11 protein-coding genes are annotated in these 17,567 nt (G+C 72.6%); 7 read left to right on the top strand and 4 right to left on the bottom strand.

Translation table 11 applies throughout. The features are described from left to right. Nucleotides 1-33 precede the first annotated feature (33 nt). Nucleotides 34-2,058 (bottom strand): PIG-L family deacetylase, encoded by a 2,025-nt coding sequence (locus ACZ42X_RS27670; protein ID WP_468295418.1) that lies wholly within the window; start codon nt 2,056-2,058, stop codon nt 34-36. 404 nt (nt 2,059-2,462) lie between these two features. On the opposite strand from ACZ42X_RS27670, the gene ACZ42X_RS27665 reads away from it, so the two are divergent. After that, entirely contained in the window at nt 2,463-5,444 is a 2,982-nt protein-coding gene (locus ACZ42X_RS27665; RefSeq protein WP_468295415.1) for a bifunctional [glutamine synthetase] adenylyltransferase/[glutamine synthetase]-adenylyl-L-tyrosine phosphorylase, read from the top strand. On the opposite strand, the gene ACZ42X_RS27660 is transcribed toward ACZ42X_RS27665, so the two are convergent. The 3 genes from ACZ42X_RS27660 to ACZ42X_RS27650 are packed head-to-tail and all read right to left on the bottom strand — an operon-like array spanning nt 5,429 to nt 9,203. Next, nucleotides 5,429-6,352: a phosphatase PAP2 family protein gene (locus ACZ42X_RS27660; RefSeq protein WP_468295412.1), complete on the bottom strand. Its 924-nt coding sequence runs from the start codon at nt 6,350-6,352 to the stop codon at nt 5,429-5,431. The two genes, ACZ42X_RS27665 and ACZ42X_RS27660, sit on opposite strands and share 16 nt — an antisense overlap. Nucleotides 6,353-6,388: 36 nt before the next feature. Then, nucleotides 6,389-7,468: a LacI family DNA-binding transcriptional regulator gene (locus ACZ42X_RS27655; RefSeq protein WP_468295409.1), complete on the bottom strand. Its 1,080-nt coding sequence runs from the start codon at nt 7,466-7,468 to the stop codon at nt 6,389-6,391. Nucleotides 7,469-7,493: 25 nt separating this feature from the next. Further along, nucleotides 7,494-9,203, bottom strand: coding sequence for a glycoside hydrolase family 13 protein (locus ACZ42X_RS27650; RefSeq protein WP_468295406.1), 1,710 nt, complete (start codon nt 9,201-9,203; stop codon nt 7,494-7,496). Between the two features lie 342 nt (nt 9,204-9,545). Between ACZ42X_RS27650 and ACZ42X_RS27645 the strand changes: the two genes are divergently transcribed. From ACZ42X_RS27645 to ACZ42X_RS27620, 6 genes are all read left to right on the top strand, one after another. Further along, nucleotides 9,546-10,817, top strand: coding sequence for an extracellular solute-binding protein (locus ACZ42X_RS27645; protein ID WP_468295404.1), 1,272 nt, complete (start codon nt 9,546-9,548; stop codon nt 10,815-10,817). Between the two features lie 24 nt (nt 10,818-10,841). Beyond that, the gene (locus ACZ42X_RS27640; protein ID WP_468295402.1) at nt 10,842-11,867 is read left to right on the top strand and encodes a carbohydrate ABC transporter permease; all 1,026 of its coding nucleotides are present in this window, start codon (nt 10,842-10,844) and stop codon (nt 11,865-11,867) included. Further along, complete coding sequence (locus ACZ42X_RS27635; RefSeq protein ID WP_468295399.1) at nt 11,864-12,724, top strand: sugar ABC transporter permease; 861 nt, start codon at nt 11,864-11,866, stop codon at nt 12,722-12,724. Before ACZ42X_RS27640 ends, ACZ42X_RS27635 begins: the two co-directional genes overlap by 4 nt. Nucleotides 12,725-12,807: 83 nt before the next feature. Further along, on the top strand, nt 12,808-14,469 hold the full coding sequence (locus ACZ42X_RS27630) for a glycoside hydrolase family 13 protein (RefSeq protein ID WP_468295396.1): 1,662 nt from the start codon (nt 12,808-12,810) through the stop codon (nt 14,467-14,469). Then, nucleotides 14,454-15,527, top strand: coding sequence for a LacI family DNA-binding transcriptional regulator (locus tag ACZ42X_RS27625; RefSeq protein WP_468295931.1), 1,074 nt, complete (start codon nt 14,454-14,456; stop codon nt 15,525-15,527). Before ACZ42X_RS27630 ends, ACZ42X_RS27625 begins: the two co-directional genes overlap by 16 nt. A gap of 329 nt (nt 15,528-15,856) precedes the next feature. Next, nucleotides 15,857-17,566, top strand: a complete 1,710-nt coding sequence (locus tag ACZ42X_RS27620) for a carbohydrate-binding module family 20 domain-containing protein (protein WP_468295393.1) — start codon at nt 15,857-15,859, stop codon at nt 17,564-17,566. The last annotated feature ends 1 nt before the right edge of the window (nt 17,567 follow it).

The following is a 17,567-nucleotide window of genomic DNA, read 5'->3' as shown; positions in this document are numbered from 1 at the left end:
TGGCCGCCGTCGGCCCGGGCAAGGACCAGGCCCTCACCTCTCCCAGGGCGTCCAGCGCAGCCGGCCGTCCAGGCCCAGGGCCGCGAAGCCGTACGGGGACGCCGCCGGGGCGCCCGCGAAGAGACCGGAGCCGGGCGCGGGACGGCCCGCCGCGTCGAGCGGGGCCGTCCACAGCGCGCCGCCGCCTCCGCGCAGGGCCAGCCCGTCGCCGGACGCCGCCACCGCGCCGTAGCCGCCGCGGCCCCCCGCCCCGGCGCCGAGCACCGTCACGTCGCCGCCCGCCGCGACGCGGGCCGAGCGCACCGCTCCCGAGTCCGGCTCGCGGAACCAGAGCCGTACGCCGTCGGCACCGTCCGGCGTGGCGCTCAGCGCCACCGTGGTCGGCGGCAGCCCGGTCGCCGCCGGGCCGGTCACCGGGGCACCGGGGGCCGCCTGCGTCCAGACCAGGACCGTCGTGGCCGTACCCGCGAAGACGTAGCCGCGGCCCGTCGCGTCGTTCACCGCCACCGGGTTGCCGTGCACGCCCTTCCCGCCCGCGGAACGCCACGGCGTCCACCCGCCGTCCGGCCGCTGCGACGTCACGCTCAGGCCGTGGCCCGCGTTCCGTACGTACACCGCCGGCCGGCCCGCCCCGTCCACCAGCACCGCCGGGACGCTGATGTCCGACGTGCCCGCGGCGTCGTCCGGGTCCGGTGTGCCCAGCGAACGCCACGGCCCGAAAGCGCCCCCCGGTGCCGTCTGCACGGCGGTCACCACGTCACGGCGGTACGCCTCCGGGCGCTCGCCGCCCAGGTCCGTACGCGTGCCGAACACCGCGATCCGCCCGTCCGGGAGCCGGACCGACGTCACCCCGCTGTCCAGCCCCGCGCCCGCGTGGAGCACCGGGCCCGTCCACTCCGTCGTGGCCGTCCGGTGCCAGACCGCGAGACGGCCGTCCAGGACCCCGAACGCGTACAGCTCACCGGGCCGGGGCCCCTGCCGCACCCACGTCGTCGACTCCGAGCGCGTGTAGCGGATGGACTGCGCCCAGCCGTGCCCGGCCGGCCGCGCGGCCACCTTGCGGTCGCCGCAGCCGGCCGGGTCCTCGCAGTAGTCGGTGTGGTCCATCCACGCGTACGTCCTCAGCGAGCGCAGCTTCGCCTCGGTCGTCTCCGGGTCGAGCGCGTGCGGCAGGCCGCCGGTCGCGTACCCCAGGTAGTTCTGCACGGCGAACGGCGGGTGGCCCGGGGAGTCCGCGTACCGGGCCAGCGCCGCCTGCGCGAAACGCGCGCCGTACATGTGGTCCTGGTGGTCCGAGAGCTTGCCCGTCCGGTCGTTGTGGCCGGGCGTCGGGTCCATCATCCGCACGAAGGTGGGGCGGAAGCGGTCGAGGAGGCCGGCGAGGGTCTCGACCGTCTCCTCCTTGCTGTACGAGAACTCCTCCCGCACCGGGGAACCGGCCGCCAGCTGCGACTCCAGCTCCTCGATCCGGCCGTCCCACAGGCCGTGCAGGCTGTGCGGGCGGTCGCCGGTGATGCTGCCCGCCTCGCGCAGCTGGAGCCAGACGAGGCTGACGTGCGGCTTGGCGCGCAGCGTGTCCAGCTCGGCGAGGCCGCCGCCGGCCGTGCGTATGGAGGTGCGGTCCCACGGGCTCGTGCGGTTGCCGGTCGCCATCTCGGCGTACGCGGCGCGGATGCCGTTCTGGCGCGCCTCGGCGTACGCCGCCTTGTCCGCGGGCGGGCGCGGGTCCTGGTGGCGGGCGTTGCGGCCGTCGGACTCGCCGGCCGTCAGGTAGACGGACGTCAGGCTCCGGCCGGTGGCGAGGGAGTGGCCGGTGTCCGGGTTCATGAAGAACAGGTCGTCGTCCGGGTGGGCCATGATCTGCACCACCGACTCCCCGGCCGTCCGCACCGGCTTCACCGCGTGCGACTCCGGCACGCCCCGGCTCGGCCAGTCGGACGCGCCCGAGGAACCGGCGGTGAACGCGAGCGTTCCGCCGGTGATGGCGGCGAGCACGGCGACGGGCGCGGTGAGGAACAGACGGCGGCGGGCGGGGCGACCGGCGGGGCGGCGGGGCATGGGCGAGGGCTTCCGTGCGCGGAGGAATGGGCGAACCGGGGGAGAAGAGCGCGTTTGCCGTGATCGGGTTCATTGGGGGCGGTGTGCGGTCGGTCACGTGGACGGTGGCGCCGACTGCGCGGATACCTGCAGGGGCGGGTGGGTGCGGGCCGCTGCCCGTACCTGCCGGGGTGCGTGCGTGCGGGCGGGCCGGTGGGCCTGTCCGGGCCGGTGCTTGCCGGTGTCTGCCGGCGGGCGCCTGCGCACCGCTGTCTGCCGTCCCGCCCGTCCCGCCCGCTGCCGCCCGTCCCGCCCGTTGCCGCCCGTGGCCGTTCCCGCCGGCCGGAGGCCGGGTGCGTTCATGCCCCCGTCCGCCCGGGCCGATAGGCTCGGCGGCGACCCTTACTCGCGGTGGAGGGAGACCCATGACGGCGCCGGGGCGCAGGAGCAGTACCTTCACGCGGCTGCTGCGGCACGGGTTCACCGACCCCTCCGCCGCCGGGCGGTTGCTGGAGCTGCCGGTGCTGGCGGCCGTGCGCGAGAACCCGGTGCTCCTGGACGCGCTGGGCGCCACCGCCGATCCCGACCTCGCGCTGCGCGGGCTCGTACGGCTCGCCGAGGCGCAGGAGGACGGGCAGCTGCTGGCGACGCTGGTCGGCGCCAAGCCGCTGCGGGACCGGCTGCTGGGGGTGCTGGGGGCGTCCGAGGCGCTCGGCGACCACCTGGCGCGGCACCCGCAGGACTGGCGGGCGCTCGTCACGTACGAGGCGGCCGACCTGCACCCCGGGGTCGAGGAGTTCGAGCGCGGGCTCGCCGGGGCGGACGACCCCGTGGCGCTGCGCGTGGCCTACCGCAGGTGCCTGCTGGCCATCGCCGCGCGCGACGTGTGCGGCACCATCGACGTGGCCGAGACCGCCGCCGAGCTCGCCGACCTCGCCACGGCCACCCTGCGCCGGGCGCTCGCCATCGCCCGGGCCGCTGCGCCCGAGGACGCCGCCGCGTGCCGGCTCGCCGTCATCGCGATGGGCAAGTGCGGCGGGAACGAGCTCAACTACGTCTCCGACGTCGACGTGATCTTCGTCGGGGAAGCGGCGGACGGCGGCGACGAGGGCAAGGCCCTCCAGGCCGCCACGCGGCTCGCCTCGCACCTCATGCGCATCTGCTCCGAGACGACCGTCGAGGGCGCCATCTGGCCGGTGGACGCCAACCTCCGGCCCGAGGGGCGTAACGGCCCGCTGGTGCGGACCCTGTCGAGCCACCTCGCGTACTACCAGCGCTGGGCGAAGACCTGGGAGTTCCAGGCCCTGCTGAAGGCGCGCCCGGTGGCCGGCGACGCCGAGCTGGGGGAGGCGTACATCGACGCCGTCTCGCCGCTGGTGTGGCAGGCCGCCGAGCGGGAGAACTTCGTCGCCGACGTCCAGAAGATGCGGCGCCGCGTGGTCGACAACATCCCGGTCGCCCAGGTCGACCGGGAGCTGAAGCTCGGCCCCGGCGGGCTCCGGGACGTCGAGTTCGCGGTGCAGCTGCTGCAGCTGGTGCACGGGCGCAGCGACGCCACGCTGCGCAGCGGTACGACCCTGGAGGCCCTGAAGGCGCTGGCGGCCGGCGGGTACGTCGGGCGGGTGGACGCGGCGCAGATGGACGAGGCGTACCGCTTCCTGCGCGCCATGGAGCACCGCATCCAGCTGTACCGGCTGCGCCGGACCCACCTGGTGCCGGAGGGCGAGGAGGACCAGCGGCGGCTCGGACGGTCGATGGGGATGCGGACCGACCCGGTGGCGGAGCTGAACCGGGAGTGGAAGCGGCACGCCGCCGTGGTGCGGCGGCTGCACGAGAAGCTGTTCTACCGGCCGCTGCTGGACGCCGTCGCCCAGCTCGCGCCCGGTGAGACGCGGCTGAGCGCCAAGGCCGCCGGGCAGCGGCTGGAGGCGCTCGGGTACGCCGACCCCGTCGCGGCCCTGCGCCACCTGGAGGCGCTGTCGTCCGGCGTCACCCGGAAGGCGGCGATCCAGCGGACGCTGCTGCCCGTGCTGCTGGGCTGGTTCGCGGACTCGGCGGACCCGGACGCGGGGCTGCTCGGCTTCCGCAAGGTGTCCGACGCGCTGGGCAAGACGCCCTGGTACCTGCGGCTGCTGCGCGACGAGGGCGCGGCGGCGGAGAACCTCGCGCGGGTGCTGTCGGCCGGGCGGCTGGCGCCCGACCTGCTGCTGCGGGCCCCGGAGGCGGTGGCCATCCTGGGCGCGCCGGAGGGGCTGAAGCCGCGCCGCCGCGATCACCTGGAGCCGGAGATCCTCGCGGCGGTGGGCCGCGCCGACACCGCCGAGCAGGGTGTCGCCGTGGCCCGCGGCGTACGGCGCCGGGAGCTGTTCCGTACCGCCGCCGCCGACATCATCGACTCGTACGGCACGGAGGACCGGCCCGCCGAGGTCGATCCGGGGGTGCTGGTCGACCGGGTCGGGGACGCGGTCACCGACCTGAACGCCGCGACCCTCGCCGGGGCCCTGCGCGCCGCCGTGCGCGAGCAGTGGGGGGAGACCCTGCCGACGAAGTTCGCCGTCATCGGCATGGGCCGCTTCGGCGGGCACGAGCTGGGGTACGGCTCCGACGCCGACGTGCTGTTCGTGCACGAGCCGCGGGAGGGCGTCGACGAGCAGGAGGCGGCCCGCGCGGCGAACGCCGTGGTCGCGGAGATGCGGCGGCTGCTCCAGCTGCCGACCGCCGACCCGCCGCTGCTGATCGACGCCGACCTGCGCCCCGAGGGCAAGAGCGGCCCGCTGGTGCGCACGCTCAAGTCGTACGAGGCGTACTACCGCCGCTGGTCGCTCGGCTGGGAGAGCCAGGCGCTGCTGCGGGCGGAGCCGATGGCGGGCGATCCGGAGCTCGGGCGCCGGTTCATCGAGCTGGTCGACCCGCTGCGCTACCCGGCGGGCGGGCTGGACGAGGGCGCCGTGCGCGAGATCCGCCGGCTCAAGGCACGCATGGAGACCGAGCGGCTACCGCGCGGCGCCGACCCCACGCTCCACACCAAGCTGGGGCGCGGCGGCCTGTCCGACGTGGAGTGGACCGTGCAGCTGCTCCAGATGCGGCACGCGCGCGAGGTGCCCGGCCTGCGCACCACCCGTACGCGGCAGGCGCTGGCCGCCGCGCACAAGGCGGGCCTCCTCGACGAGCACGACGCCCGGACGCTGGACGAGGCGTGGGTGCTCGCCACCCGGGTCCGCAACGGCGTGATGCTGGTACGCGGCCGGGCCGGCGACACCTTCCCCTCGGACGGGCGCGAACTGGCGGCCGTCGCCCGCTACCTCGGGTACGGCCCCGGGCACGTCGGCGAGATGGTCGAGGACTACCGCCGTACGACGCGCCGCGCGCGGGCCGTGGTGGAGGAGCTGTTCTACGGAGCCGCCTGAGCTCGCGGTGCCGAAGCCAGCGGTTCCGCAGCCTGTGGGGCCGCGGCCTGTGGCGCCGCGACCCCGGTCACGGCCACGTACCGGGGCAGGCGGTGCGGCACGCTGCCGTACCAGACGGACGCGAGCGCGTACCCGAAGGCGAGGCAGATCAGGCCGCCGACCGCGTCCAGCCAGAAGTGGTTGGCGGTGGCGACGATGACCACCAGCGTGGCGACGGGGTAGAGGAAGCCCAGGATCCGTGCCCAGGGCGCCCGGGCCAGGGCGTAGATGGTCAGCCCGCACCAGAGCGACCAGCCGATGTGCATCGACGGCATCGCGGCGTACTGGTTCGACATCTGCTTCAGGTCGCCGGAGGCCATCGACCCCCAGGTCTGGTGCACCAGGACCGTGTCGATGAACCTCTCGCTGGTCATCAGCCGCGGCGGCGCCAGCGGATACAGGTAGTAGCCGAGCAGGGCGACACCGGTGGTGGAGAACAGCACCAGGCGGGTGGCGGCGTACCGGCCCGGGTGCCAGCGGTAGAGCCAGACCAGGACGCCGATCGTCACGATGAAGTGGAGCGTGGCGTAGTAGTAGTTCATGCCCACGATCAGCCACGTCACGGAGTCGACGGCGTGGTTCACGGTCTTCTCGACCGCTATGCCGAGCGCCTGCTCGGCCCGCCAGATCCAGTCGGCGTTGCGCAGCGCCTCGGCCTTCTGCTCCGGTACGGCGTTGCGGATCGCCGAGTACGTGCCGTAACTGACCGCGATCAGCAGGATCTCGAACCAGATACGGGGGCGACGGGGGGCCCGCAGGCGCTCCAGGAGGGTCCGGCGCGGGGGCGCGGCCTGGGGGCGCTGCTCCTCGATGGGTGATGAGGGGGCCGTCGTACGGCCTTCCATTGTTCTCACTGTTGTGTCACCCATGGGCCAAGAGTGTGCCAGATATGTCCACTGCGTCGATCATCCGTCAGCCGGGTCCTCGCTGCCATCGCTGCCGTCGCCGCGCCGGTCCGCGCCCCGCCGGCCTTGGGGTCCGGAGGCCGTGGAGCCCCGGACGACGAGCTCGGGCATGAAGACGAACTCGCTGTGCGGGGCGGGGGTGCCGCCGATCTCCTCCAGCAGCGCGCGGACCGCCGCCTGGCCCATCGCCTGCACGGGCTGGCGGATGGTGGTCAGGGGCGGGTCCGTGAACGCTATGAGGGGGGAGTCGTCGAAGCCGACGACGGAGAGGTCACGGGGAACGTGCAGGCCCCGCTGGCGCGCCGCGCGGATGGCGCCGAGCGCCATCATGTCGCTGGCGCAGACGACGGCGGTGCAGCCGCGCTCGATGAGCGCGGTCGCGGCGGCCTGGCCGCCCTCCAGGGTGTAGAGGGAGTGCTGGATGAGCTCCTCCGTCTCCTCCGGGGAGAGCCCGAGCCGCTCCCGCATGCCGCGCCGGAAGCCCTCGATCTTGCGGACGACGGGGACGAAGCGCTTCGGCCCGACGGCGAGGCCGATCCGGGTGTGCCCGAGGGAGGCGAGGTGGGTGACGGCGAGCTGCATCGCGGCCCGGTCGTCGGGGGAGACGAAGGGGGCCTGCACCTTGGGCGAGAAACCGTTGATCAGGACGTACGGGACGCCCTTGCCGCGCAGCTGGTCGTAGCGCGTCATGTCGGCGGTGGTGTCGGCGTGGAGGCCGGAGACGAAGATGATGCCGGAGACGCCGCGCTCGACGAGCATCTCGGTGAGCTCGTCCTCGGTGGAGCCGCCGGGTGTCTGGGTGGCGAGGACGGGGGTGTAGCCCTGGCGGGTCAGGGCCTGGCCGATGACCTGGGCGAGGGCCGGGAAGATCGGGTTCTCCAGCTCGGGCGTTATGAGCCCGACGAGCCCGGCGCTGCGCTGCCGCAGCCGCACGGGCCGTTCGTAACCGAGGACGTCGAGCGCGGCCAGCACGGACTGGCGGGTGGCCGCGGCCACACCCGGCTTGCCGTTGAGCACGCGGCTGACTGTGGCTTCGCTGACCCCCGCCTGGGCTGCGATGTCGGCTAGCCGCGCGGTCATAGGATGCGACTGTACCGGCCGCACGTCAGCTTGCCCACCAGACGCAGGAATCGGGGGCGAGGAGGACCGTCCGCCCGCTCTCGCCGGGCTCGGCGCCGTCCGGCAACTCGCGCGCCGGCGCGGGCACTCTGCCCTCGGCGGGCGTGAAGTCGGCGCCCTGCGGCACGGGTGGCGCGCTCGCGAGCAGCAGCCGCCCCGGAACGGGGAGTTCCGCCGGCTCGCCGCCGAGGTTCACCGTGCAGACGAAGACCGCGTCACCGGCGCGGCGGCGGAAGGCGAGCACACCGCGCGGCGCCGGGAGCCACTCCACACCGTCGCCCGCGCCGAGGGCCGGGTGGGTGCGGCGCAGGGCGAGGGCGCCCCGGTAGAGCTCCAGCGTGGAGGCCGGGTCGCCGGTCTGGGCCTCGACGCTCAGGCCTCCCCAGGCGGCGGGCTGCGGGAGCCAGCTGCCACCCGGCCCGAAGCCGTACGAGGGGCCCTCGGTGGTCCACGGGATCGGCACGCGGCAGCCGTCGCGCAGCCCGTCCTGGCCCTCGCCGCGCAGGAACGCCGGGTCCTGGCGCACGTCGTCCGGCAGCTCCGTGACCTCGGGCAGCCCCAGCTCCTCGCCCTGGTAGAGGTAGACCGAGCCGGGCAGGGCCAGCATCAGCAGCGTGGCCGCCCGGGCCCGCCGCAGGCCCGCCGCGCCGTGACCGTACCGGGAGGGGTGGCGTACGACGTCGTGGTTGGAGAGGACCCAGGTGGTGGTGGCGCCCACCGAGGTGGTGGCGCGCAGGGAGTCGTCGATGACCCGGTGCAGGCGGTCGGCGTCCCACGGGCAGTTGAGGAACTGGAAGTTGAACGCCTGGTGGAGCTCGTCGGGGCGGACGTAGAGCGCGAGGCGCTCCGCCGACGGGGCCCACGCCTCGGCGACGCCGATGCGCTCGCCGTCGTAGGAGTCGAGCAGCCGCCGCCACGCGCGGTGGATCTCGTGGACGCCGTCCTGGTCGAAGAAGGGCAGCTGCTGGGTGCCGATCAGCCGGGCCTGCTCGCCGTGGCCGATGTCCGGCATGCCGGGCGCCTTCACCATGCCGTGCGCGACGTCGACGCGGAACCCGTCGACGCCCAGGTCCAGCCAGAACCGCAGCACCGACTCGAACTCGGCCCGCACCTCGTCGTGGTCCCAGTTCAGGTCGGGCTGCTCGGGCGCGAAGAGGTGCAGGTACCAGGCGCCGTCCGGCACGCGGGTCCAGGCCGGGCCGCCGAAGACCGACTCCCAGTCGTTGGGCGGCAGCGAGCCGTCCGGGCCCCGGCCGGCGCGGAAGTGGTAGCGCTCGCGGCCCGTGCCCGCCAGCGCCTCCAGGAACCACGGGTGCCGGTCGGAGGTGTGGTTCGGGACGATGTCGACGATCACCCGCAGCCCCAGTTCGTGGGCCCGGCGCACCAGGTCGTCGGCGTCCGCGAGGTCGCCGAAGACGGGGTCGACGGCGCGGTAGTCGGCGACGTCGTACCCGCCGTCCGCCTGGGGCGAGGCGTAGAACGGCGTGAGCCACACGGCGTCCGCGCCCAGCTCCACCAGGTGCTCCAGCCGCTCCCGGGCGCCGCGCAGGTCGCCGATGCCGTCGCCGTCGCTGTCGGCGAAGGAGCGGACGTACACCTGGTAGATGACGGCGTCCCGCCACCAACCGGTTGCGGCAGCGCTTGCGAGGCACGCGTCCTCGGGCGCCTGGACGGGCGAGGTGAGCTCGTGGGGCATGCGCGGGTCCCTCTCGGTGGGCCGGGATGGGGGCTACGTACAGGCAACGAGGTGGGAGCGGGCGTGAAACGGTCCTGCAATGTCTCTGCAACGACTTCTGAAAAGGCTTGCAGAGGCTTCCAGGGGTCCGCAACCCATCCGTACGGGCGTGTCAAGCGATGTATCGGCAACTGTAGGGACACGCGAATGTAACGATCACCCGTGCTTGCAGAAAATTCCCGCAAGCTCTTTCGGCAAGTTTTCATCCCTGTTACGTTCCTGCCAGCCCGGCGCGCCGCGAGGGAGCGGTCGGCAGGAGGCGAGTACGCCTTCGTCTTCCCGGGATCAGTTGAAGGAGTTCACATGCGGCGTGGCATAGCGGCCACCGCGCTGGTCGCGGCCCTCGGCCTCACGATGGCGGCCTGCGGCGGCGGAGAGGGCGACGGCGGCAAGAAGAGCTCGGGCGAGCTCTCCGGCACCGTCACCTTCTGGGACACCTCGAACGAGGCGGAGAAGCCCACCTACAAGGCGCTGGCCGAGGGCTTCACCAAGCTGCACCCCAAGGTGAAGGTCAACTACGTCAGCGTGTCGTTCGGCGAGGCCAACGCCAAGTTCAAGAACGCCGCCGGCGGCAACTCCGGAGCGCCCGACGTGATGCGCACCGAGGTCGCCTGGGTCGCCGACTTCGCCAACCTGGGCTACCTCGCCCCGCTGGACGGCACCCGCGCCGTCGAGAACGAGGTCGACTGGCTGCCGCAGGCCGCCGCGTCCACCAAGTTCAACGGCAAGACCTACGCCGTGCCGCAGGTCATCGACACCATGGCGCTCTTCTACAACAAGAAGATGCTCAAGGACGCCGGCGTCGAGGTCCCGAAGAACATCGAGGAGCTCAAGGCCGCCTCCAAGAAGATCAGCGAGAAGTCGCCCGGCAAGACCGGCCTCTACCTCCGCGGCGACGACCCGTACTGGTTCCTCTCCTTCCTGTACGGCGAGGGCGGCGACCTGGTCGACGCCAAGTCCAAGGCCGTCACCATCGACGACCCGGCGGGCGTCAAGGCGTTCACGACCATCAAGGACCTGGTCGACTCGAAGGCGGCGATCACCGACGCCTCCGACGGCTGGAACAACATGCAGAACGCCTTCAAGTCCGGCAAGGTCGCGATGATGCTCAACGGCCCGTGGGCCATCGCCGACTCCCGCGCCGGCGCCGAGTTCAAGGACCCGGCCAACCTCGGCATCGCGCCCGTCCCCGCCGGCAGCGCCGCGCAGGGCTCCCCGCAGGGCGGCTGGAACCTCTCCGTCTACGCCGGGTCCAAGAACCTCGACGCGTCGTACGAGTTCGCCCGCTACATGAGCTCCGCCAAGGTCCAGCAGCAGACCACCGAGAAGCTCAGCCTGCTGCCGACCCGCCTGTCGGTCTACACGCAGCCGTCCGTCGCGGACAACGAGATGGTCAAGTTCTTCAAGCCCGCGGTCGACAAGGCCGTCGAGCGCCCCTGGATCCCGCAGGGCAACGCGCTCTTCGAGCCGATCCGCCTGCAGATGGCCAACGTCCTGGGTGGCAGGACCACCCCGGAGAAGGCCGCCCAGGAGACCGGCGACGCCTACCGCAAGATGCTCAAGGACTACAAGTAAGCAGTGAGAAGGGCTGACCGACCCATGGCTGTCGAGACCAGCCAGTCGGAGGCCACCGCCGCGGGCGCCCACAGCGCCCGCGGCCGCGGCCGCCGCACTGAGAAGACCCCCGGGCCCACGAGCCCGGGCCGGCTGCGCAGGGCGCTGACCACTCACTGGTACGCCTGGAGCATGGTCGCTCCGGTCGTCGCCGTGATCGGCGTGATCATCGGCTACCCGCTCGTGCGCGGCGTCTACCTGTCGCTCACCGACGCGAACGAAGCCAACGTCGAGCGCACGATCGGCGTCAACCACATTCCCGCGACGTACCAGTCCGTGGGTCTCGACAACTACAAGGCGATCCTCACCGACGGCGTCTTCTGGGACCGGCTCGGCTGGACCGTGGTGTGGACCGTCGCCTGCGTGTCGCTCTCCTTCACGCTCGGCCTGGCCCTCGCCACCCTGCTCAACCGGAAGATCAAGGGCCGCGCCTTCTACCGCATGGCGCTCGTCCTGCCGTGGGCCGTGCCCGCCTTCGTCTCCGTCTTCACCTGGAAGCTGCTCTTCAACGAGCGCAGCGGCCTGTTCAACAGGCTGCTCGCGGGCGGCGGCATCGACGCCGTCTCCTGGCTCAACGATCCGACCTGGGCGAAGATCTCCGTCATCGCCGTCAACGTCTGGATCGGCGTGCCCTTCATGCTCGTCGCCCTGCTCGGCGGGCTCCAGGCCATCCCCGGTGAGCTGTATGAGGCCGCCGAGATGGACGGCGCGACCCCCTGGCAGCGGTTCCGGCACATCACGCTGCCCGGCCTGCGGCCGGTCTCCGCGACGGTCACGCTGCTCAGCTGCATCTGGACCTTCAACATGTTCCCGGTGATCTTCCTGCTGACCCGGGGCGGGCCCGGCGACGCCACCGAGATCCTCGTGACGTACGCCTACCGGCTCTCGTTCATCGTCAGCCCGCGCGACTACGCGGCCTCCGCGGCCTGGGGCGTGGTGATCCTGCTGCTCCTGTCGCTCTTCGCGGTGGTCTACCGCCGTGCGCTCAAGAAGCAGGGAGACATGTGGTGAAGACCCAAACCCCGAAGCGCAAGGTCCGCGGCCGCGAGGAGCGGTCCCCGCTGGCCTCCGTCGGCCTGCACCTGACGCTGCTGGCCGCCACCGTCATCGCGGTCTTCCCGCCGCTGTGGCTGGTCATCACCTCCTTCAAGCCGAAGACCGACGCCTTCGACACCTCGCTCGTCAAGAACTTCACCCTCGGGAACTACACCCACGTCATCAACGACACCCAGTTCCTGTCCTGGCTCGGCAACTCGCTGATCGTCGTCGGCATCACCACCGTCGTCGGCGTCTTCATCTCCGCCACCACCGGTTACGCCGTCAGCCGCTTCCGCTTCCCGGGCCTGCGCCCGCTGATGTGGATGCTGCTGATCACCCAGATGTTCCCGGTCGCGGTGCTGATCGTGCCGCTGTACAACCTGCTCGCCTCGATGGGGCTGCTCAACCAGCCGGTCGGCCTGGTCGTCACGTACCTGACCGTCGCCGTGCCGTTCTGCGCCTGGATGATGAAGGGCTACTTCGACGGCATCCCGGCCGAGATCGACGAGGCGGGCCGGGTGGACGGGCTGACGCCGTTCGGCACCTTCTGGCGGCTCATCATGCCGCTCGCCAAGCCCGGCCTCGCCGTCACGGCGTTCTACACCTTCATCACCGGCTGGGCCGAGGTCGCCTACGCCTCCGCCTTCATGACGGGCGAGGAGAACCTCACCCTCGCGGGCGGCCTGCAGACCTTCGTCAACCAGTACACCGCCGACTGGGGCTCGCTGACCGCCGCCGCCGTGCTCATCGCACTGCCCGCCGCCATCATCTTCGGCCTCGTCCAGCGGCACCTGGTCTCCGGACTGACCGCCGGTGCCACCAAGTCCTGAACCTCCGTCCCGGTCTGCGGTGACCGGTCCGTGCCTGACACCGGACCGGTCACCGCTCCACTCCTTATGACTCCAGGGAAGACATGACCCAGCACCTCGCTGCCCCCGCCCCCTCCGCAACCGGCACCACCGGCACGCACACGGGCTGGTGGAGAGACGCGGTGATCTACCAGGTCTATCCGCGCAGCTTCGCCGACGGCAACGGCGACGGCATGGGCGACCTGGAAGGCATCCGCAGCCGGCTGCCGTACCTGAAGGAGCTCGGCGTCGACGCCGTCTGGCTCAGCCCCTTCTACGCCTCGCCGCAGGCCGACGCCGGCTACGACGTCGCCGACTACCGCGCCATCGACCCCATGTTCGGCTCCCTGCTGGACGCCGACGCGCTGATCCGCGAGGCCCACGCGCTCGGCCTGCGCATCATCGTCGACCTCGTCCCCAACCACTCCTCCGACCAGCACGAGTGGTTCCAGCGCGCCCTGCGCGAGGGCCCCGGGTCGCCGCTGCGCGAGCGCTACCACTTCCGCAAGGGGAAGGGCGCTCACGGGGAACTGCCCCCGAACGACTGGGAGTCCATCTTCGGCGGCCCCGCCTGGACACGCGTCGAGGACGGCGAGTGGTACCTGCACCTCTTCGCGCCCGAGCAGCCCGACTTCAACTGGGAACACCCCGCCGTACGCGACGAGTTCCGCTCCATCCTGCGCTTCTGGCTCGACATGGGCGTCGACGGCTTCCGCGTGGACGTCGCCCACGGGCTCGTCAAGGCCGACGGCCTGCCCGACATCGGCTCGCACGACCAGCTCAAGCTGCTCGGCAACGACGTGATGCCCTTCTTCGACCAGGACGGCGTCCACGAGATCTACCGCTCCTGGCGCCAGGTCCTGGAGGAGTACGACGGCGAGCGCGTGCTCGTCGCCGAGGCCTGGACCCCGACCGTCGAGCGCACCGCGAACTACGTGCGCCCCGACGAGATGCACCAGGCCTTCAACTTCCAGTACCTCGGCACCCACTGGGACGCCGCCGAGCTGCGCACGGTCATCGACGCCTCGCTCGCCGCGATGCGCCCCGTCGGCGCCCCGACCACCTGGGTGCTGTCCAACCACGACGTGACCCGCCACGCCACCCGGTTCGCCAACCCGGCCGGCCTCGGCACCCAGCTGCGCACGCCCGGCGACCGGGAGCTCGGGCTGCGCCGGGCCCGCGCCGCCACCCTGCTGATGCTGGCGCTGCCCGGCTCCGCGTACGTCTACCAGGGCGAGGAGCTCGGCCTGCCGGACGTCACCGACCTGCCCGACGAGGTGCGCCAGGACCCGTCGTTCTTCCGCGCCACCGGCCAGGACGGCTTCCGCGACGGCTGCCGCGTGCCCATCCCGTGGACCGTGGACGGCTCGTCGTACGGCTTCGGCGCCGGCGGCAGCTGGCTCCCGCAGCCCGCGAGCTGGGCCGCCCTGAGCGTCGAGGCCCAGACCGGCGACCCGTCCTCGACGCTGGAGCTGTACCGCGCCGCGCTGGCGGTGCGCCGCGAGCAGCCGGGGCTGGGCGCGGGCGACGAGGTGGAGTGGCTGGACGCCCCCGAGGGGCTGCTGGCCTTCCGCCGCGACGGCTTCGTGTGCACGGCCAACACCACCGGCGAGGCGATACGCATCGAGGTGCCCGGCCGGATGCTGCTCGCCAGCGAGCGGGTGCGCACCAGCGTCGACGGCACCACCGAGGTACCCGCCGACACCACCGTCTGGTGGGCGGTGTGACGGCCCTCGTGCCGTCCGGTGAGCCGCGGGGCGACGGAGGAGGGGGCGCCCCGCGGCTCGCCGACATCGCGGCGCAGGCCGGCGTCAGCGAGGCCACCGTGAGCCGGGTCCTCAACGGCAAGGCGGGCGTCGCAGGCGGCACCCGCACCCGGGTGCTCGCCGCCCTCGACGTCCTCGGCTACGAACGGCCCGTACGGCTCAAGCGCCGCAGCGCCGGCCTGGTGGGGCTCGTCATCCCCGAGCTGACCAACCCCATCTTCCCGGCGTTCGCGCAGGTCATCGAGCAGGTGCTGGCGGCTCACGGCTACACCCCGGTGCTGTGTACGCAGATGCCGGGCGGCGCCACCGAGGACGAGCTCGTCGAGCAGCTGGAGGAGCGGGGCGTCACCGGCATCGTCTTCCTGTCCGGCCTGCACGCCGACTCCGCCGCCGACCCGGCCCGGTACGCCAGGCTGGCCGCGCGGGGCGTGCCGTTCGTGCTCATCAACGGCTTCAACGAGCACATCGACGCGCACTTCGTCTCGCCCGACGACCGCTCCGCCGCGCGCATGGCCGTACGGCACCTGGTGGAGCTCGGTCACGAGCGCATCGGCCTCGCCATCGGCCCGACCCGGTACGTGCCGTCGCGCCGCAAGGCCGAAGGCTTCACGGCGGCGCTGCGCGCGCTGCTGGGGATCGGCCGCGAGGAGGTGGAACCGCTGGTGCGGTCCACGCTGTTCGGCGTCGAGGGCGGGCACGCGGCGGCGGCCGAGCTCCTCGACCAGGGCTGTACGGGGATCGTCTGCGGCAGCGACCTGATGGCGCTGGGCGCGATCCGCGCGGTGCGCGGGCGCGGGCTCGACGTGCCGGGGGACGTGTCGGTCGTCGGGTTCGACGACTCGCCGCTCATCGCGTTCACGGACCCGCCGCTGACCACGGTGCGCCAGCCGGTGCAGGCGATGGCGACGGCGGCGGTCGACGCGCTGCTGGAGGAGATCGACGGGAATCCGGTGCAGCGGACGGAGTTCGTCTTCCAGCCGGAGCTCGTGGTCCGGGGTTCGACCGCGCAGCGCCGGTAAGGGTGGTAACCGGCCCGGCCGGCCGGGCGCGTGGGAGCCCCGGGTTGACGGGGACCCTCGGCCGACCGGACCGGAGCGCTGGTTGAAAGTAGCACCGCTGCAACTGCTTGCGAAAGAGCTTGCAGCGAGGGTATCCGCGGATTTCCAGGGTGTAACCGGACTGTGTCCGAGGGGTTGACCGTACGCCGACGGGCTCGTACGGTCTCGACCGAAAACTGTTGCTGCTTTCTTGCAGCAAGAACCTTCACCTCCACAGGCCTTGCGGGCATGGCGCGTTGCCGCACGAGGCTGCACCGTCGCATCCGCACCTCCCTTCCCCAGGAGGAAACATGGCCAGAAAGCCCGTGGCCGCCGCGCTCGCCCTCGCCGCCGTCGTGGCGGGGGCCGCGGTCGCCCTCACGGCGCCCCCCACCCCCGCGCAGGCCGCGCCGCCCGGCACCAAGGACGTCACCGCCGTGCTCTTCGAGTGGAACTTCGCCTCCGTGGCGAAGGCCTGCACCGAGCAGCTCGGCCCGGCCGGATACGGCTACGTCCAGGTCTCGCCGCCGCAGGAGCACATCCAGGGCGGCCAGTGGTGGACCTCGTACCAGCCCGTCAGCTACAAGATCGCGGGCCGTCTCGGCGACCGCGCCGCGTTCAAGAACATGGTCGACGCCTGCCACGGCGCGGGCGTCAAGGTCGTCGCCGACACCGTCATCAACCACATGGCGGCCGGGAACGGCACCGGCACCGGCGGCAGCGCGTACACCAAGTACGGCTACCCCGGCCTGTACTCCGCCCCCGACATGGACGACTGCACGGCCCAGATCACCACCTACCAGGACCGCGCCAACGTCCAGAACTGCGAGCTCGTCGGACTCGCCGACCTCGACACCGGCGAGGAGTACGTCCGCACCAAGATCGCCGGCTACCTGAACGACCTGCTGTCGCTCGGTGTCGACGGCTTCCGCATCGACGCCGCCAAGCACATGCCGGCGAACGACCTGGCCGCCATCAAGGCGAAGCTCACCAACCCGGGCGTCTACTGGAAGCAGGAGGCGATACACGGCGCCGGCGAGGCCGTCTCGCCCAGCGAGTACCTCGGCAACGGCGACGTCCAGGAGTTCCGTTACGCCCGCGACCTGAAGCGGATGTTCCAGAACGAGAGCCTCGCCCACCTGAAGAACTTCGGCGAGGCCTGGGGCTACATGGAGTCCGGCAAGTCCGCCGTCTTCGTCGACAACCACGACACCGAGCGCGTCGGTGACACCCTGAACTACAAGAACGGCTCCGCCTACACGCTGGCGAACGTCTTCATGCTGGCCTGGCCGTACGGCTCCCCGGACGTCCACTCCGGCTACGAGTGGACCGACAAGGACGCCGGCCCGCCCTCCGGCGGCCAGGTGAACGCCTGCTACAGCGACGGCTGGAAGTGCCAGCACGCCTGGCGCGAGGTCGCCTCCATGGTCGCCTTCCGGAACGTGGCCCGCGGTCAGGGCGTCACGAACTGGTGGGACAACGGCGGCGACGCCATCGCCTTCGGGCGCGGCACCAAGGCGTACGTGGCCCTCAACCACGAGACGTCCGCCCTCACCCGCACCTTCCAGACGTCGCTGCCCGCCGGCGACTACTGCGACGTCCAGTCCAACCGGACCGTCACGGTCAACAGCTCCGGCCAGTTCACCGCCACACTCGGCGCGGGCACCGCCGTCGCGCTGCACGCGGGTGCGCGCACCTGCACCGGCGGCGGACCCACCACGCCGGTGGCCGGCGGCGCGTCCTTCGCCGTCAACGCCACGACCGCGTATGGCGAGAACATCTACGTCACCGGCGACCAGGCCGCCCTCGGCAACTGGAACCCGGCCGCCGCCCCGAAGCTCGACCCGGCCGCGTACCCCGTCTGGAAGCTCGACGTGACGATCCCCGCCGGCACCTCCTTCGCGTACAAGTACATCCGCAAGGACGCCGCCGGGAACGTCACCTGGGAGTCCGGCGCCAACCGCACGGCCACCGTCCCGGCCACCGGGAAGGTCGCCCTGAACGACACCTGGCGCGCCTGAG

The organism is Streptomyces sp. NPDC030862, assembly GCF_055571835.1.
Note: the sequence above shows the minus strand (reverse complement) of the source record. Positions and strands in the feature narration are given on the sequence as shown.